This is a genomic window from Neobacillus sp. FW104-15D2 (assembly GCF_058790155.1).
Genome location: NZ_JBYTCJ010000052.1, coordinates 1 through 16,614 on the forward strand (window position 1 = coordinate 1; position 16,614 = coordinate 16,614).

15 protein-coding genes, 1 tRNA gene, 1 other RNA gene and 1 other annotated feature are annotated in these 16,614 nt (G+C 40.5%); of the genes, 4 read left to right on the forward strand and 13 right to left on the reverse strand.

From position 1 onward, the window contains the following. Positions 1-285: 285 nt before the first annotated feature. The 7 genes from AC3WR0_RS24605 to tadA all read right to left on the reverse strand — a co-directional run bounded on the left by AC3WR0_RS24605 (position 286) and on the right by tadA (position 4,556). Complete coding sequence (locus AC3WR0_RS24605) at positions 286-549, reverse strand: pro-sigmaK processing inhibitor BofA family protein (protein ID WP_492554736.1); 264 nt, start codon at positions 547-549, stop codon at positions 286-288. 83 nt (positions 550-632) lie between these two features. Continuing rightward, on the reverse strand, positions 633-854 hold the full coding sequence (locus AC3WR0_RS24610; RefSeq protein WP_027322917.1) for a YaaL family protein: 222 nt from the start codon (positions 852-854) through the stop codon (positions 633-635). 18 nt (positions 855-872) lie between these two features. Beyond that, the gene (recR, locus tag AC3WR0_RS24615; protein ID WP_492554737.1) at positions 873-1,469 is read right to left on the reverse strand and encodes a recombination mediator RecR; all 597 of its coding nucleotides are present in this window, start codon (positions 1,467-1,469) and stop codon (positions 873-875) included. Positions 1,470-1,483: 14 nt separating this feature from the next. Further along, positions 1,484-1,810: a YbaB/EbfC family nucleoid-associated protein gene (locus tag AC3WR0_RS24620; RefSeq protein WP_027322915.1), complete on the reverse strand. Its 327-nt coding sequence runs from the start codon at positions 1,808-1,810 to the stop codon at positions 1,484-1,486. Between the two features lie 18 nt (positions 1,811-1,828). After that, positions 1,829-3,511 carry a DNA polymerase III subunit gamma/tau gene (gene dnaX, locus AC3WR0_RS24625; protein ID WP_492554738.1) on the reverse strand — a complete coding sequence of 561 codons (1,683 nt, stop codon included), beginning with the start codon at positions 3,509-3,511 and terminating at the stop codon, positions 1,829-1,831. Positions 3,512-3,679: 168 nt separating this feature from the next. Further along, positions 3,680-3,943, reverse strand: an RNA gene (ffs, locus tag AC3WR0_RS24630) — signal recognition particle sRNA large type. Positions 3,944-4,025: 82 nt separating this feature from the next. After that, positions 4,026-4,556 carry a tRNA adenosine(34) deaminase TadA gene (gene tadA / locus AC3WR0_RS24635; RefSeq protein ID WP_492554739.1) on the reverse strand — a complete coding sequence of 177 codons (531 nt, stop codon included), beginning with the start codon at positions 4,554-4,556 and terminating at the stop codon, positions 4,026-4,028. A gap of 538 nt (positions 4,557-5,094) precedes the next feature. Here tadA and AC3WR0_RS24640 point away from each other — a divergent pair. The 3 genes from AC3WR0_RS24640 (at position 5,095) to AC3WR0_RS24650 (ending at position 8,097) form a co-directional block, all read left to right on the forward strand. After that, positions 5,095-6,510, forward strand: coding sequence for a glycoside hydrolase family 18 protein (locus tag AC3WR0_RS24640; protein ID WP_492554740.1), 1,416 nt, complete (start codon positions 5,095-5,097; stop codon positions 6,508-6,510). A gap of 234 nt (positions 6,511-6,744) precedes the next feature. Continuing rightward, on the forward strand, positions 6,745-7,392 hold the full coding sequence (locus AC3WR0_RS24645; protein WP_027322911.1) for a deoxynucleoside kinase: 648 nt from the start codon (positions 6,745-6,747) through the stop codon (positions 7,390-7,392). 12 nt (positions 7,393-7,404) lie between these two features. Beyond that, on the forward strand, positions 7,405-8,097 hold the full coding sequence (locus AC3WR0_RS24650) for a deoxynucleoside kinase (protein WP_492554741.1): 693 nt from the start codon (positions 7,405-7,407) through the stop codon (positions 8,095-8,097). Positions 8,098-8,294: 197 nt separating this feature from the next. Here AC3WR0_RS24650 and AC3WR0_RS24655 read toward each other — a convergent pair. From AC3WR0_RS24655 to guaB, 6 genes are all read right to left on the reverse strand, one after another. After that, a tRNA-Ser gene (locus tag AC3WR0_RS24655) sits at positions 8,295-8,387 on the reverse strand. Between the two features lie 103 nt (positions 8,388-8,490). After that, positions 8,491-9,765, reverse strand: a complete 1,275-nt coding sequence (gene serS / locus AC3WR0_RS24660; protein ID WP_027322909.1) for a serine--tRNA ligase — start codon at positions 9,763-9,765, stop codon at positions 8,491-8,493. 87 nt (positions 9,766-9,852) lie between these two features. Then, positions 9,853-10,071, reverse strand: a binding site (T-box leader). A 57-nt stretch (positions 10,072-10,128) separates the two neighbouring features. Further along, a complete protein-coding gene (gene pdxT / locus AC3WR0_RS24665) occupies positions 10,129-10,719 on the reverse strand; it encodes a pyridoxal 5'-phosphate synthase glutaminase subunit PdxT (RefSeq protein WP_492554742.1) in 591 nt (196 codons plus the stop codon). A gap of 14 nt (positions 10,720-10,733) precedes the next feature. Further along, complete coding sequence (pdxS, locus tag AC3WR0_RS24670; protein ID WP_027322907.1) at positions 10,734-11,615, reverse strand: pyridoxal 5'-phosphate synthase lyase subunit PdxS; 882 nt, start codon at positions 11,613-11,615, stop codon at positions 10,734-10,736. 177 nt (positions 11,616-11,792) lie between these two features. Beyond that, positions 11,793-13,112, reverse strand: coding sequence for a serine hydrolase (locus AC3WR0_RS24675; RefSeq protein WP_492554745.1), 1,320 nt, complete (start codon positions 13,110-13,112; stop codon positions 11,793-11,795). 373 nt (positions 13,113-13,485) lie between these two features. Continuing rightward, positions 13,486-14,949, reverse strand: a complete 1,464-nt coding sequence (gene guaB / locus AC3WR0_RS24680; RefSeq protein WP_492554743.1) for an IMP dehydrogenase — start codon at positions 14,947-14,949, stop codon at positions 13,486-13,488. Positions 14,950-15,065: 116 nt separating this feature from the next. On the opposite strand from guaB, the gene AC3WR0_RS24685 reads away from it, so the two are divergent. Then, entirely contained in the window at positions 15,066-16,022 is a 957-nt protein-coding gene (locus AC3WR0_RS24685) for a YaaC family protein (protein WP_492554744.1), read from the forward strand. Positions 16,023-16,614: the final 592 nt, after the last annotated feature.

Genomic DNA, 16,614 nt, shown 5'->3' on the forward strand with positions numbered 1-16,614 from the left:
AGTTACGTTGGCTGATGAAACAAGTTCATCATGTTATTGTTTGTTTGTTCACGCTTTGTTTGTTTAGTTTTCAAAGAACAATTTCTCTCCGCCGCTCAGAAGCGACTTTAATAGCATAACATTTCAAGTTATCAATGTCAATAACTTTTTTATGATGCTTATCGCTTGTCATCAGCGACCTTTAATATATTACATGATACCATTCTATTGGTCAACCCCTTTTTGATACTTTTTTAAAAGAAGTTATAAAATAAAAAAACCGCTGCAGGTGACAGCGGAAAAACCTTAAAGAATCCATGTTTGTATAGCCACTAATGCAGCCAGGCCCGGAATTCCCAAGAAACCAGAAACTGCAGAAGTAGCAAAGTTTATCGGAACATGAATGCCAAACCGATTGCCTGCTGCATTTAAAAAGAATAAAAATAATGCTCCGATCAGCAGTTTTACAGCAGACTGGCCAATAAATCGAAGCGGCTTAAAAGGAGCCCCAGAAAAAAGAAGCAGAATAATCAAGCCGCCCAATATAGCAATAATCATAATTGGTTCCAAAAAAGCTGTCCCCCCTCCTGTTTAACTTGTACTAAAAAGTTTATGTACAAGTTATGCAATTAGAACAGAAGAGAGTGACAGCTCTATGATCGATTTATCCGTATATTTCTGTATTTTGCTTCTTTAAATAGAAAGAAGTATTTGGCTTCTGACAGTTTTGATTGGCAAATTACTTCTTCGGAAGGGTCAAAACTCTTCTCAAGCAGCACCTTTTGGTTTTGCCAATCATTTTTATAGTCATTTAGCTGAGTAAGCAGCTTTTCGTCAAATTCTTTTCGCAGCCAGCCCTTACGGCGAAAAAACATGTTGATTCCTCCGGTATTTTAAAATTCTCTTCGTCCTTCCAAAGCCTTTGACAAAGTTACTTCATCAGCATATTCCAAATCGCCGCCAACCGGAAGTCCATGGGCAATCCTTGTCAGTTTAATACCCGATGGCTTAAGGAGCCGGGATATATACATGGCGGTTGCTTCTCCTTCAATATTAGGATTGGTAGCCAAAATGACCTCCTGGACGGTTTCATCCTGCAGACGCTTTAACAGGCTGGGGATATTAATATCCTCCGGTCCAATTCCATCCATGGGAGAAATCGCACCATGCAATACATGGTACAATCCGATGTATTCCCGCATTTTCTCCATTGCAATTACATCTTTAGGGTCCTGCACCACACAAATCGTTGTACGATCCCTTCGCTGATCCTCACAAATATAGCAGGGATCCTGGTCAGTAATATGGCCGCAGATAGAGCAGTAAGTCAGGTTTCGCTTTGCGTTAACAAGAGCCTTCGCAAAATCAAGGACAGTGTCTTCCTTCATACTAAGAACAAAAAAAGCCAGACGAGCGGCCGTTTTCGGGCCGATACCTGGCAATTTCATAAAGCTGTCAATCAGCTTAGATATCGGTTCAGGATAATGCATATTATTTATTCCTCCTAGAACATTCCCGGAAGATTCATTCCTTTAGTGAATTGTCCCATTGTGTCATTAGTCATCTCATCAACCTTCTTAAGGGCATCATTAACAGCAGCCAAAACAAGGTCCTGAAGCATTTCTACATCATCTGGATCTACTGCTTCCGGGTTAATCTTTACATCTGTTATTTCTTTGTGTCCGGTAATTGTAACAGTAACCATACCTCCGCCAGCAGTACCTTCAATTTTCTGTGTGCCCAGCTCTTCTTGAGCTTCCTGCATTTTCTTTTGCATTTTTTGCATTTGCTTCATCATATTTTGCATATTACCCATTCCACCACGCATCATAACTTCAACCTCCATTTTTTAGTCAACCACTTCTACAAAGTCAGCACCGAATAGTCGTTTAGCCTCAGATATAAGCGGCTCCTCTTCTTTATTGGGACCGCCTTCCTGCTGGTCAGAATCATGGCTACTTAAAAAGCTTTCTCGAATTGTTTGCCATTGTTCTTCAGGAATTCCCAAAACATCGAATCTGTTACCGACTAGGGTCTGAAAAGCATTTGAAACTGTTTCTACAAACTTATGATTGTCCATAGCCATTTGACAGTGAATTTCATGTTTGAATTTTATAATAAAAACAGATGGTGAAGCTGCAACAGGCTCTGCCTCATTTAATAAGGCAGCATGAGATTTCATAAGCTTGCCGAGCATAGCTCCCCACTGACTTTTTATTTGATGTAAATCGTTCTTGGTAGCATTTTTTAAAACTTCATTTATTTTTCCTACAGGCGCCTGAAATCCTTTTCGGGAACTCCTTGCGGGCTGTTTTGGCGCTGCCTGGACTGTTTCATGAGCGATAACCGGCCCATTTGCCTTTAGATCTTTCAGTTCACTTTCAAGTAGTTCTATACGGCTCAATAGCTGAGATACATCTCCTGATGGAACATGCCCCTCTGCCCCCGCCTCCATCTGGCAAAGTTTTACGATGGCTACCTCCAGAAAGATTCTTGGATGGTTTGTCCATCTCATTTCCTGCTGGGTCTTATTTAATACATCAATAAGCTGGTAAATTTGATCTGGAGAAAAGGCCTCTGCCAATTGACGGAAATCGTCATCAAGCATGACTCTTTCAAACGATTCCTCCAAAGAAGGAGCTGTTTTATACAGAAGCATATCACGGTAAAAAAGAATAAAGTCTTCAATAAAACGTGATGGATCCTTTCCATGGTAGAGCAATTCTTCCAGAGCTTCAAGCCCACTAGCCACATCCTTATCAATAATGGCTGATGCCAGCTGATTCAAAAATCCCTGAGATACCGAACCTGTAACTGCCAAAGCGTCCTCTTCGGTTACCCGTTCATCGCTAAAGGAAATAGCCTGGTCCAGCAGACTCAAAGCATCACGCATACCGCCTTCTGCAGCCCTCGCGATGATTTGTAATGGCCTGTCATCGCATTCAACTCCAGTTTCCTGCGTAATGAGCTTCATCCTTTTAACAATGGATTGAGCTGTAATCCTTTTAAAATCAAAGCGCTGACACCTGGAGATAATTGTTAATGGTATCTTATGGGGCTCCGTTGTGGCTAAAATAAACATGACATGCTTTGGCGGTTCCTCCAAAGTTTTTAAAAGCGCATTAAAAGCACCAATAGAAAGCATATGCACTTCGTCAATAATATAAACCTTGTATTTTACTACACTTGGAGCATACTTGACCTTATCACGGATATCCCTGATTTCTTCTACACCATTATTTGAAGCAGCATCGATTTCAATTACATCTGAAATGGATCCATCCGTGATCCCCAAACATGACGGACATTCATTACAAGGTTCCTGGACGGGTGCTCTTTCACAGTTAACTGCTTTTGCCAAAATTTTGGCTGCACTTGTTTTCCCCGTTCCTCTCGGGCCGGAAAATAAATAGGCATGCGAAATTTTTTGCTGAAGCAGGGCATTCTGCAATGTCTTGGTTACATGTTCCTGTCCTACTACATCTATAAATTGCTGAGGACGCCAGACCCGATATAATGCTTGATAAGCCATATGACATTGCCCCCTTCCTCATTGTTATCTTTTCTATTATACAGTATCTATTTTGACTTTTACAAAACCTAAAATTAAAAAGCATAGCTATTGAGCAGATTTTTAGAAACCCAAAACATGCAAAAAACTCATCCCTATTAGGAATGAGTTTATTATGTGATATAACTGCCGTGCACCTTCCATCGACTGACACCCATAGGCGTTACTTAAGCAGTTGGCTCAGCCCAGGCAACCCTGCGGCACATGAGAGTGTCCACTTAATGCTGCTTCCTTCCGGACCTGACATGGTTCGTGGATTCCCATTGCGCAGGACCCGGGCGTCAACACCACTTACTTAAGGCGGCCCTACAGGAGGTCAGCCTCAGGAAGGGATTCAGCCTCGCTAGAGCGGATTGCGAGTACAGGGCACCGCTACCTCCCCGCCTAGCACGGCAAAATTGATACCATTTAGTTAGGCGCCATCTCTCTGACGCTTTTTCAGTATACTAAGTTCCTCTTAAAAAAGCAATGTTTATTAGCTGTCAATTCCTGTATTATTATCCAGCAGTGTTTTCTTTTTATCTGCTTTTTTCTGTTTTTTCTGTTCCCGCAGTGAACGGAAAAAGTCAGATAGCATAAATCCGCATTCTACTCCAAGGATACCTGCAGTAACTTCACATTGATGATTAAAGCGCTCGTCATTCAATAAATTCATCAATGTTCCGGCACATCCTCCTTTAGGGTCAGCCGCACCGTACACGACTCTTTTTATTCTGGAAAGGATAATGGCCCCGGAACACATGGGACAAGGCTCAAGCGTTACATATAAAACTGCATTCTCAAGCCGCCAGGTTCCAAGCTCCTTGCAGGCTCGGTCTATAGCAAGCAACTCGGCGTGTGCAATTGCATTCTGTTCACACTCCCTTAAGTTGTGGCCACGGGAGATAATCCTGCCATCAAGAACAATTACAGCACCAATCGGCACTTCATTTAATTCTTCCGCCTTTTTCGCTTCATTTATAGCCTCACGCATAAAATATTCATCAGATAAAAAGTCTATTTCCATAAAGACCATCCTTTAAAAACAAGGCTTTGTTAAACTACATTGTTAATATTAACGAAAACAATAGGATGAAAGCAAAATCTCCACTTCCTCGAAAAACTTGCACTTTTTCTTTCGTGCGATGTTTAAGCTGCCGAAGCCTTCCTTGTCCTGCGGTAACACCTTCCTGACCCACTTGCTGTGGGCCTCACTTTCCCAAAATAACCGCAAACTCCTCGCTTGTTACTCATTTCGGAAGCTTGTCAGCCATTTTTTCCGCAGTATTGCACTAACATCCTCGGGTGACCCCACACAAGGAACTTCGAATGCCATTTCGAGGAATGGCGCCTATTTTCTGCTCATTATTCGTGTACAAAACACCATTGAAATTATACAGAGTTAAAAACAAAAGACTCAAATTCTATGGCCATTATATCATTAATTAAATATGGTCTGCCTATTCCTTCCGAATGATCCAGAGGTTCTTACATTAGTGGTATCATTGCTCCTTTCCCGAATACATATATAAAGATGAAAAAAAGAGAAAGCGAGGGATGGATATATGCTTACTATACATGTGGTAAAAAGCGGAGAAACGATAGACAAACTTGCAAGGCAATACGGAGTAAGTACAAATGCTATTGTTAGGGCCAATGGACTGGAAAATCCAAATAAGCTGGTTATTGGCCTTGCTCTTGTTATTCCCAAGCCTTATTTGCGCCATGCCGTTACTGCAGGGGAAACGTTGGATGAAATCGCAAGGCGTTACAGGACAACTGTTCCAGAAATGATGCAGCTAAATCATTTAACGAATGCAGCATCAATTTACCCAGGACAGCGATTACTTGTACCTGTTATTCCTTATACAGTTAGAGCCGGTGATACACCAACCTCCATTGCCAAACGGTTTGGAATAAGCGTTCAAGGCCTTCTTCAGGCCAATGGACTAACAAGCACAGCACGCTTAACCGCTGGACAAAGAATAATAATCCCAGACCCTCCAAAAAAGACCATTGATGTAAATGCGTTCACAACTGTATTTGGCCAGGCAGGAGCGAGAGAAGTAAGAGATGTGGCTCATGACCTTACTTATGTTTGCCCGTTCGGATATAGAATGCAGAGGGATGGATCCCTTGAGCCGATCGATGATGTACCGACATTGCAGGCTGCCCGCAATGCCCGCATTGTGCCCATTATGGCCATAACGAACTTTTCTGCTACAGAAGCAGGTACTCAACTTGCTCACACTATTCTGTCTAATCCCACTCTTTCTGAGAAAATACTCACAAATACTCTTGCCGTTATGCGTCAGAAAGGATACCGTGGCTTAAATATTGACTTTGAAAATGTTTCTCCTGAAGATAGGGAAAACTATAACCGCTTTTTACAACAAGCCGTAGATAAATTGCATCCGGCCGGTTACTTTGTATCCTCATCTCTTGCCCCTAAAACAAGCGCTGGACAAAAGGGATTACTTTATGAAGCACATGACTACCCTGCCCACGGACGCATTCTGGATTTTGTTGTTCCGATGACATATGAATGGGGATACCGTTTTGGTCCACCGCAGGCTATTTCTCCCCTTAACCTAATGAGACAGGTTATTGAATATGCAGTAACAGCTATTCCGAGAAATAAAATTCTGCTTGGATTTCAGGTTTATGCGAGGGATTGGGTTCTCCCTCATGTTAAGGGACAGGAAGCAGAAACATTCGATATGCAGGAAGCCATCAGACGAGCAGTGGAGCACAATGCTGTTATCCAGTATAACGAAACAGCCCAGTCACCTTTTTTCCGGTATACAGACAGCAAAGGGCGCCAGCATGAAGTATGGTTTGAAGATGCCCGAAGTGCTCAGGCCAAGTTTAATCTGTTAAAGGAATTTAATTTAAAAGGTGTAAGCTATTGGGTTCTAGGTTATCCATTCCCGCAAAACTGGACGCTTCTTGAGGATAATTTTATCATTAGAAAAATCTAAAGAGAATCTGACTTAAACTGCCGTAATTCGGCAGTTTTTTTAATTGCTGTTATCCATTCCCTATTTTTTCTACAAGAAATGACATCCTTCTTAATATTCCATATCCTTTCCTGTTAAGAGTGTGATAAAATACTTTCTGTGTCATTAAAAATCGTATTTATATTAGATAAATTTTTTAATAAAAGGCACCTTTTAATTTGAAAATTTGCGGCAAACGGAAAAGGAGGATGAACGATGGGGGAAACACCCTTTATTACCGTTGAAGGTCCGATTGGTGTTGGAAAAACATCTCTCGCAAAAGCAATTTCTGAGCAATTCCATTTTGCGTTATTAAAAGAAATAGTGGATGAAAACCCATTTCTGGGTAAATTTTATGAAAATATAGAGGAGTGGAGTTTCCAAACGGAAATGTTCTTTCTCTGTAATCGTTTTAAGCAGCTGGGTGATATCGACAATCATTATTTGAGTAAAAATCAATCAGTGGTAGCTGATTACCATATATTCAAAAACTTAATCTTTGCTCAAAGGACCTTGAAGGATGATGAGTACCAAAAGTACTATAGGATTTATCAGATTCTTACAGAGGACATGCCAAAGCCAAATGTCATTATTTATTTGCATGCAAGCCTTGATACTCTTTTAAAGCGGATTGAAATGAGAGGACGCGAAATTGAGAAAAAGATTAGCCCTCTTTATTTGGAACAGCTTTCCCTTGATTATGAAGAAGCCATTTCCAGCTTTGAAAGACAGCATCCGGAAATACCTGTATTGCGTTTTAATGGTGATGAAGTCGACTTTGTAAAAAACAAAGAAGATTTACAGTACATCATCGAAAAACTTTCTTTATCACTAAAACAGGAAAGCTGGACAAAAACTTTGTAGAGGAGGATGTTAGTGAGTATCGTAATAGGCGGAATGATCGGACTTGGAAAAACAAGTGTAGCCGACATTCTTAACGATCATTTTCAAAGCAGCGGGATAGAGAGTAAGGTGTTTTATGAAACGGTGGATGACAACCCTATCCTCCCTCTCTATTATGAATTAACGGATGAAGAATTAGAGGCAAAAAGAATACCTTTTCTTTTGCAGCTCTTCTTTTTAAATAAACGGTTCAAAACAGTTAAGGAAAGCATTAGCTGGAAAAATCCCTTGTATACCATCCAGGACAGATCTATTTATGAGGATTGGTACTTTGCTCTTGTTAACAAGAATCTTGGACGAATTTCAGCATTAGAATTTAAAATTTACGAAGATCTTGTGGACAATATGATGGAGGAACTGAACGAACTTCCAAAAAAGGCACCGGATTTGATGGTTTACCTAAAAGGTTCCTTTGATACAGTCATTGACCGAATTATGGCTCGGGGAAGAAGCTTCGAAATCAATCCTGAATTAAAGGAGTACTATTTTGAAGTATGGAAGGGCTATGATGAGTGGGTTATGGACCACTATAATGCAAGTGAAGTTTTAGTTATTGATATGGATACAACAGATGTAGTGAAGCGGCCAGAGGATGCTTTAAAGGTCTGCCGCAGTGTTGATTCAAAGTTAAAAGAAATTCTGGGTGCAACAGCGTATATCGGCTAAGGCTGATATACGTTTTTTATTTGTCTTTTATATAAGAACAAACTGCCTTACTAGGACTTAGCTAAGCTTTTTCTTCGCTCGGGGCAAAGCTGGGGAAGCCATCCTTGTTCACTTTTTTTCATTAAAAAAGCCCGCCTTCATTTTCATGAAAGCGGGCTTTATCTCCAGGTATTTATGCGCGTTTTTAATTTTTAAAATGGAGGAGGAAGAGGGATTCGAACCCCCGCGCGGTTTGACCCGCCTGTCGGTTTTCAAGACCGATCCCTTCAGCCAGACTTGGGTATTCCTCCGTATCGACAATTAATAATTTATCATATCAATAAGTGTATGTCAATAAATTATTAAAACTTTTTTTCATGAAGGGAGCAAAAGCCCCCTTCTGCATTATTATCATCATTTAATTATTTCTTTATTCCCCATATATGGACGAAGCACTTCAGGTACAATTACACTGCCATCCTCCTGCTGATAATTCTCCAAAATAGCAGCTACTGTTCTTCCAATAGCAAGCCCTGATCCATTTATTGTATGAACATGTTCCGGCTTAGCTTTAGGGTCACGGCGGAATCGGATATTCGCACGGCGTGCCTGGAAGGCTTCAAAGTTACTGCAGGAAGATATCTCACGGTAAGTTCCATAGCTTGGAATCCAGACCTCGATGTCGTATTTCTTAGCCGCTGTAAAGCCAAGATCGCCAGTACACATTCTCAGAACGCGGTAAGGCAATTTAAGGAGCTGTAATACTCTTTCTGCATCCGCAGTTAATTTTTCCAATTCATCATAGGAATCTTCCGGCTTTACAAATTTTACGAGCTCTACCTTGTTAAATTGATGCTGGCGGATCAATCCCCTTGTATCACGTCCAGCAGATCCTGCTTCTGAACGGAAACAAGCACTGAATGCCGCATACTTAAGAGGAAGCTCTTCGCCATTTAATATTTCATCTCTGTGCAGGTTGGTTACAGGAACTTCTGCAGTAGGGATAAGGAAATAATCTTCGTTTTCAATTAAAAATGCATCTTCCTCAAACTTAGGAAGCTGTCCGGTTCCTGTCATGCTAGCTCGATTTACCATGTACGGAGGAAGAATTTCCTTGTATCCATGTTCGTCAGAATGGAGATCCATCATAAAGTTAATCAGGGCTCTTTCCAATCTGGCACCTAACCCTTTATAAAAAACAAAGCGGCTTCCAGTAACCTTGGCTGCCCGTTCAAAATCAAGTATATCAAGCCCTGTAGCAACATCCCAATGTGGCCTGGCTTCAAAACTAAATTCCCGGACTTCTCCCCATTTTCTTATTTCAACATTATCATCCTCTGACTCACCAATTGGAACGCTTTCATGTGGAATATTTGGAATGCTTAGCATTAAACTCTCTAGTTGTTCTTCCACAACACGAAGCTCATCATCAAGCACCTTAATGCGGTCACCTACTTCACGCATCTCGGCAATCAGATGGTCAGCATCCTTCTTTTCTCTCTTAAAAAATGCCACCTGCTGTGAAACTTCATTCCTCTTACTTTTTAGCTGCTCAGATTCCACAATTAAGTCTCGGCGCTGCTTATCAAGGTCTTCAAACTTACCAAAGTCAGAGAGGTCCTCCCCACGGTGCTGAAGTTTGCTTTTGACTTCTTCAAAATTAGATCTTAAATACTTTACATCAAGCATGTATTTCCACTCCTTTGATTCAAAATAAATAATTCAATTAATGTCCTCCGGCTAGGGTTATAAAAACAAAAAACTCCCGTCCCCTGAAACAGGGACGAGAGTTACCCGCGTTGCCACCCTGGTTAGCAGAAAAATTCTGCCCACCTTAAACTCGTAACGGTTTTTAACCGAAGGTACTTACTCGCTTCAATTGCTTTCCATACCCTGCTCAAGGACGGATTCACAAGCCCCATACACCGGTTCACACCTGCCACCGGCTCTCTTTTGAATGGAGTGCATGCTACTATTTCCTCTCAATGCTTTTTCCATATAGATAAATTGTAATTTATAGCCTACTATAATTATCGGCAGTTTGCAACCAAATTATACTAATTGCTTTTCCTTTACTTCTTTAACCATGTTCACAAAGTATGCAGCTAAACGATGATCTTCTGTTAGCTCAGGATGGAAGGAACAGCCCAAAAACTGGCCTTCCCTTGCAGCCACGATTCTGCCGTCATGCTTGGCAAGGACTTCTGTATTTTCCCCAACTTCCACAATATGCGGGGCACGGATAAATACTGCAGGAAAATCATCAGCAACATCTTTAATATCCAAGTCAGTTTCAAAGCTCTCTCTTTGGCGGCCAAAAGAATTTCTTTCCACCGTTATATCCATAACTCCTAAATGCGGCTGGTCATACCCAACTATATTTTTTGCCAGCAAAATCAAACCTGCACAGGTGCCAAACATGGGCTTGCCTTCCTGTGCCTGTTTTCTAAGCTCATCCATAAAATCATATTTATCAATTAATTTTCTCATTGTCGTGCTTTCGCCGCCAGGAAGAATTAATCCATCTACATGCTCAAGCTCTTCTTTTTTCTTTATGACAAATGCCTCGGCACCTGCTGCTTCAACAGCTCGCACATGCTCGCGAACGGCCCCCTGAAGGGCTAGTACACCTATTTTTACCATTTTAAAATATCTCCTTACCAGCCACGATCCTGCATCCTTGCTGATGGTGCAAGTGTGGAGATTTCAATACCTTTCATCGCAATACCAAGATCCTTGGAAATCTCAGCGATTAATTTATAGTCTTGGTAATGAGTTGTTGCTTCAACAATAGCACGGGCAAATTTTGCAGGATTATCAGACTTGAAAATTCCGGAACCTACAAATACTCCGTCAGAACCCAATTGCATCATAAGGGCAGCATCTGCTGGTGTAGCTACTCCGCCTGCTGCAAAGTTTACAACTGGAAGATGGCCAAGACGCTTGATCTCAAGAAGGATCTCATAAGGAGCTCCCAAAAGCTTAGCTTCAGTCATCAGTTCATCTTCGTTCATTGCAACAACCTTACGAACCTGGGCATTTACCTTGCGGATATGTCTTACGGCTTCAACAATGTTACCTGTTCCTGGTTCACCTTTTGTACGAAGCATTGAAGCACCTTCACCAATACGGCGGGCAGCTTCACCTAAGTCACGGCATCCGCAAACAAAAGGAACAGTATATTCTTTTTTATTTAAATGAAACTCTTCATCAGCGGGAGTTAAAACTTCGCTTTCATCGATGTAGTCAACACCCATGGCTTCTAGGATACGAGCTTCAACAATATGGCCAATACGAGCTTTTGCCATTACAGGGATTGAAACTGCATTCATAACCTCTTCTACAATGCGCGGGTCTGCCATTCTTGCTACTCCGCCTGCTGCACGGATGTCAGAAGGTACACGTTCCAGAGCCATTACCGCAACGGCTCCAGCCTCTTCTGCAATTTTTGCCTGCTCAGCATTGATAACGTCCATAATAACGCCGCCTTTTTGCATTTCAGCCATGCCGCGCTTTACTCGATCTGTACCAGTTTTCATTACATTACCCCCTAATTAGTTCCATCTCTCTATTTAAAGAAGATTTAAACTATTATTGTCGAACTTAAGGAAAAGTTAAATCCGCATACTTGAATTATTTGTTTTCCATAAAGAAAATAAACACCAAAAAAGGATTCCTGTCAAGGCAGGAATCCTTTAGAGTCTAATAAAAGGCGCTTAGAACAAGCCTTTTACAGCTGAAGAAATAGATCCCCAAAGGTCGCCAAAAAATCCGCCGATACCTCTCATCATAAGAACAAACCAGTTAGCTTTTTCAACGCTTTGTCCAGCCACTACATCTACCTGTGTTTTGTTTGCTCCTTTACCATTAAGGAAGCTAATCTTTTCTCCATTTTTAGGAACTAATTTAATATAACCAACTTTTTCTCCTTTTTTAACAGGAGCAGTCAGTTCACCTTTTTTATTTAATTTATTTTTATCTAATACTAGAACAGGCTTATAGTTGCCCTTATCTCCATTTAATATAAGCATGTTAATTGATGATTTTGTATAAACCTTAACATTGTCTTCCTTACCTTTGATAACTGGAATGGCTTTCTGTCCTTTTACCTGGTAATGCTTAGGAACAATCTGTTCTTTTGTATAGTTTGTAAAACCGTAATCAAACATCTTTCTTGTTTCATCAAAACGGGCTTTATAGCCTCCGTTTCCCTTACCGTCTGTTGCATTCTGAACAACAGTTATAAACCTTTTACCATCACGGCTTGCTGTTCCTGTAAAGCAGTATCCGGCAAAATCTGTTGTACCTGTTTTTAAACCGTCTACTCCCGGATATCCATACACAAGGCTTGGTAACATCCAGTTCCAGTTCTCCATATTAATTTTATCCGTCGTACCTTCACGGAAGACCATCTTCGGAGTGCTTGCAGTTTTCAATACCTCAGGGAAATCATTAATCAAGCGAAATGCCAATGTTGCTGTAGCCCTGGATGACATAACATTCTCATCTGTCTCTCCTGACCCTTGTGGATGTGAGCCTTTGTACTCTGTGTTATTTAAACCAGTTGAGTTAACAAATTTATAATCCTTCAAGCCTAGTTCTTGGGCTTTTTTATTCATCATTTTTACAAAGTTAGTTTCCGAACCTGCAATGGTTTCAGCAATGGCAATGGTTGCTCCGTTGGCAGAATAAATAGCCATTGCCTGGTAAAGTTCACGAATAGAATACTTTCCGTCCCTTCTTAAAGGAACATTGGATAAACTGCGGTCTTGTGAAATTTTCCAAACAAGTTCATCAACATTATATTGCTGGTCCCATTTAACCTTGCCGTGCTTAATTGAATCTAAAAGAATATATTCTGTCATCATCTTTGACATACTAGCAATTCCTAGCAGGCTGTCAGCATTCTTTTGATAAAGAACCTCCCCTGACTGGCCATCAACCATAATTGCCCCAGCTGCGTTTACATTCAATGGTGCCTGTGCATGAGCTTTATCCAGACCTGTGAAAAGGCTGACTGACATTACCGCCGCCATTGTACCGGCAGCATATTTCCGAAAAAACTTTTTATTCACTTTAACGCCCTCCAAGATTTTATGTAATATCCGATGTATTTAATGTGATTGAGAAACATATGACTCCTGCGAAGCATCCTTTATTACTTGCAGTACTAGGCGTAAAGCCCGAGCTTTTTACACACCTTGGTATTTTAACATAACTTAAAAACAAATCATAGACAGAGCAATTACCTATCTTATTTCCAAAAATATGATATTTCCCGGAAAACTTTATTTTCGGAAGGATATAAGAACCTCTGAATGTTCCGGAGCGAATGTTATAAACTTTTTCCCTTTAAAGTTCATTTCATAATTTAAAATAAAAAAAAGAGAGGGGATTCCTCTCTTTGCGTTACATGGAATAATTAGGGGCTTCCTTCGTAATTTGAATATCATGCGGATGGCTTTCTCTTAAGCCCGCACCAGACATTTTAATGAATTGGGCTTTCTCTCTTAAGTCATTCAAATTACTTGACCCACAGTAGCCCATTCCTGCCCGGATTCCTCCGATAAGCTGATAAATAGTTTCAGAAAGCGGCCCTTTATATGGCACTCGCCCTTCGATACCCTCCGGAACGAATTTTTTATTATCTTCCTGGAAGTAGCGGTCTTTCGACCCTTTTTCCATAGCAGCAATAGAACCCATTCCACGGTATACCTTAAAGCGGCGGCCCTGATAAATTTCTGTTTCACCTGGGCTTTCAGATACACCTGCCAGCATACTGCCCAGCATAACGGCATGTCCGCCTGCTGCCAGTGCTTTTACAATATCACCCGAATATTTTATACCGCCATCGGCTATTATTGCTTTACCGTGCTTCCTAGCCTCTGTAGCACAGTCATAAACAGCAGTGATTTGCGGTACTCCTACCCCTGCTACGACCCTTGTTGTACAAATGGATCCAGGTCCGATACCCACTTTAACAATATCAGCACCTGCTTCAATCAGTTCTCTTGTAGCCTCTGCAGTAGCCACATTTCCTGCAATAATCGCCAGGTCTGGGTAAGCACTCTTTATTTCCTTAACGGTTTCTATTACACCTCTGGAATGTCCGTGTGCTGTATCTACCACAATGACATCAACATTTGCCTTTACAAGCTTTTCTATACGCTTCATTGTATCTTTTGTTACTCCTACGGCTGCACCTGCCAATAATCTTCCTTGGCTGTCTTTTGCCGAGTTCGGGAATTCAATAACCTTTTCAATATCCTTTATCGTAATGAGCCCTTTAAGCATGCCCTCTTCATTTACGAGAGGAAGTTTCTCAATTTTATGCTGCTGAAGAATTTTTTCAGCTTCTTTCAATGTTGTACCTACAGGTGCGGTAACTAGGTTTTCCTGGGTCATAACATCTGCAATTTTTAAGGAATAGTCCTGTATAAATCTCATATCTCTGTTCGTGATGATTCCTACCAGCATTTGTTCCGTTTCGTTATTTACGATAGGAACACCTGAAATACGATATTTACCCATTAGATGCTCAGCATCATAAACCTGGTGGTCGGGAGTAAGGAAAAATGGATCTGTAATGACTCCGCTCTCGGACCTCTTAACCTTTTGGACCTGTTCTGCCTGCTGTTCAATGGTCATGTTTTTATGTATAACCCCTAAACCGCCCTGGCGAGCAATCGAAATTGCCATTTCAGCTTCCGTAACGGTGTCCATACCTGCACTTATAATTGGTATATTCAGCTTTACATTTGCAGACAATTCAACTTGTAGATTTACATCCTTAGGCAATACATCCGATTTTGCCGGAACTAGCAGAACATCATCAAACGTTAAACCTTCTTTGGCAAATTTACTTTCCCACATCTTGGTTTTCCTCCCGCACAGAAATTTTTTTATTTTAAAGGTTATCAATTGGACAAAATACTGTCAAGGAAGCTGTTGTATTTCCATTTTTCTAAAAACTTTAAAGGGGCACACTGATGAATTCTTTCTATAAGGACTGGAGCAGTTACTCATTCTTTTTTTCAGCAGAATACAGTCAGGATTTTTTAAAAAAAAGTTATCTTTCCAAGGGGATTAGCGACGCTGAAAAAAACAGCTTTGATAATTGCTATCCATTTATATATTATCTTGAACACGGAAAAATTTATTTTGAACAAGCAGAACTTTCTCCTTTTATTTTAAAGCCAATTTTATTATTTTATGGACTAGTGCATTTAATAAAAGCATGTATTTTGACGCTTGATCCTCTATATCCTGAGAATACTTCAGTTCTTGCCCATGGAGTTTCAGCAAGAAAAAGAAAAAAACAAAATTACCAGTTTTTTAAGGATGAAGTTAAATTTCAAAAAAATGGTCTGTACCCTCACCTTTCCGAGGTGATGTTTCACATGAAACAATTGGAAGGTGAAAAGGCAAATATGGAAGAGCTACTTTCCCTTATTCCTGAATTGGATCCTCTATTCAAAAGAGTAGAATCCAAATCAAATTTTACAATGGTATCTCAAATACATAATGAACTTCTTATCCCCGAGAAAATATTGGATCGATTCCATATGACAGACAGCCGTTTTGGAGAGTACCTCATCTCTAAATCAGGCATACCACTAAAATTCCAAGGGAAAAAGGAAAAGCAGCTTATTTTCCGGACAGAAGGTTCTATTTTTACAGCCCACTCACCCTTTAAGTTTAATCTAGATGAAAATAAAATTGTGTTTCCGTTAGCTAAAACTGAACTGTTCCATTTTCCCGAACTAATGATCCATTACCTGCTTCTATACAATTTAAGCATGATTGCTCGCTATGAGACTGAATGGTGGAGTGAATTAATTAAGACTATGCCAAATAGGGATTATCCGTTTATCTATTCCTTTCTTGACTGTACTTTAAAAAAGAGCCCATTTCTTATTTTTAACTATTTGTTGGATGGAAATTGAGAGGCCTGTAGGATATCAGAAGTGAGAGCATATGCCTTAAACGGTAATTATTGATTTATATAAGGTATTGAATTCTGTCCCCTTTTCCTGGGCAAACTACATGCCTTCTTGGTGCTAACGACCTGCAGGGTCTCGAGGTCATTGAGATTGCCTCTGTGAATCGTCACCGCACGAAGAAAATGCTAATGTATTTTCTAGGAGTATGGCCTACTGTTATTCACAGTTTCTTCAAAATGCAACAATCCCTTAGAAAGGTTTCTTGCTTCTACAATTTTTAATGATGCTCTACAATTTTTGATTAAACTTCTACACTTTAAATAAAACTTCTACATTTTTAGGCAAGCTTCTACATTTATCACAAATTTGCCGTTTCTCCGTGCTCAAGAATCTTCTTTAAAAACAAGTTCTGTTAAGGGTGCAGTTAATTTGTGTTGATTGAAACGGAAGGTGATGGACTCCTGCGGGGAAAGCGATCACCTAGAGTGGAAATCACCAAGTATATTTAAAAAATACAAAAAAAAGACAACCCATACAGGTTGTCTTTCGTTTGCCTGGCAACGTCCTACTCTCACAGGGACGCATGTCCCAACTA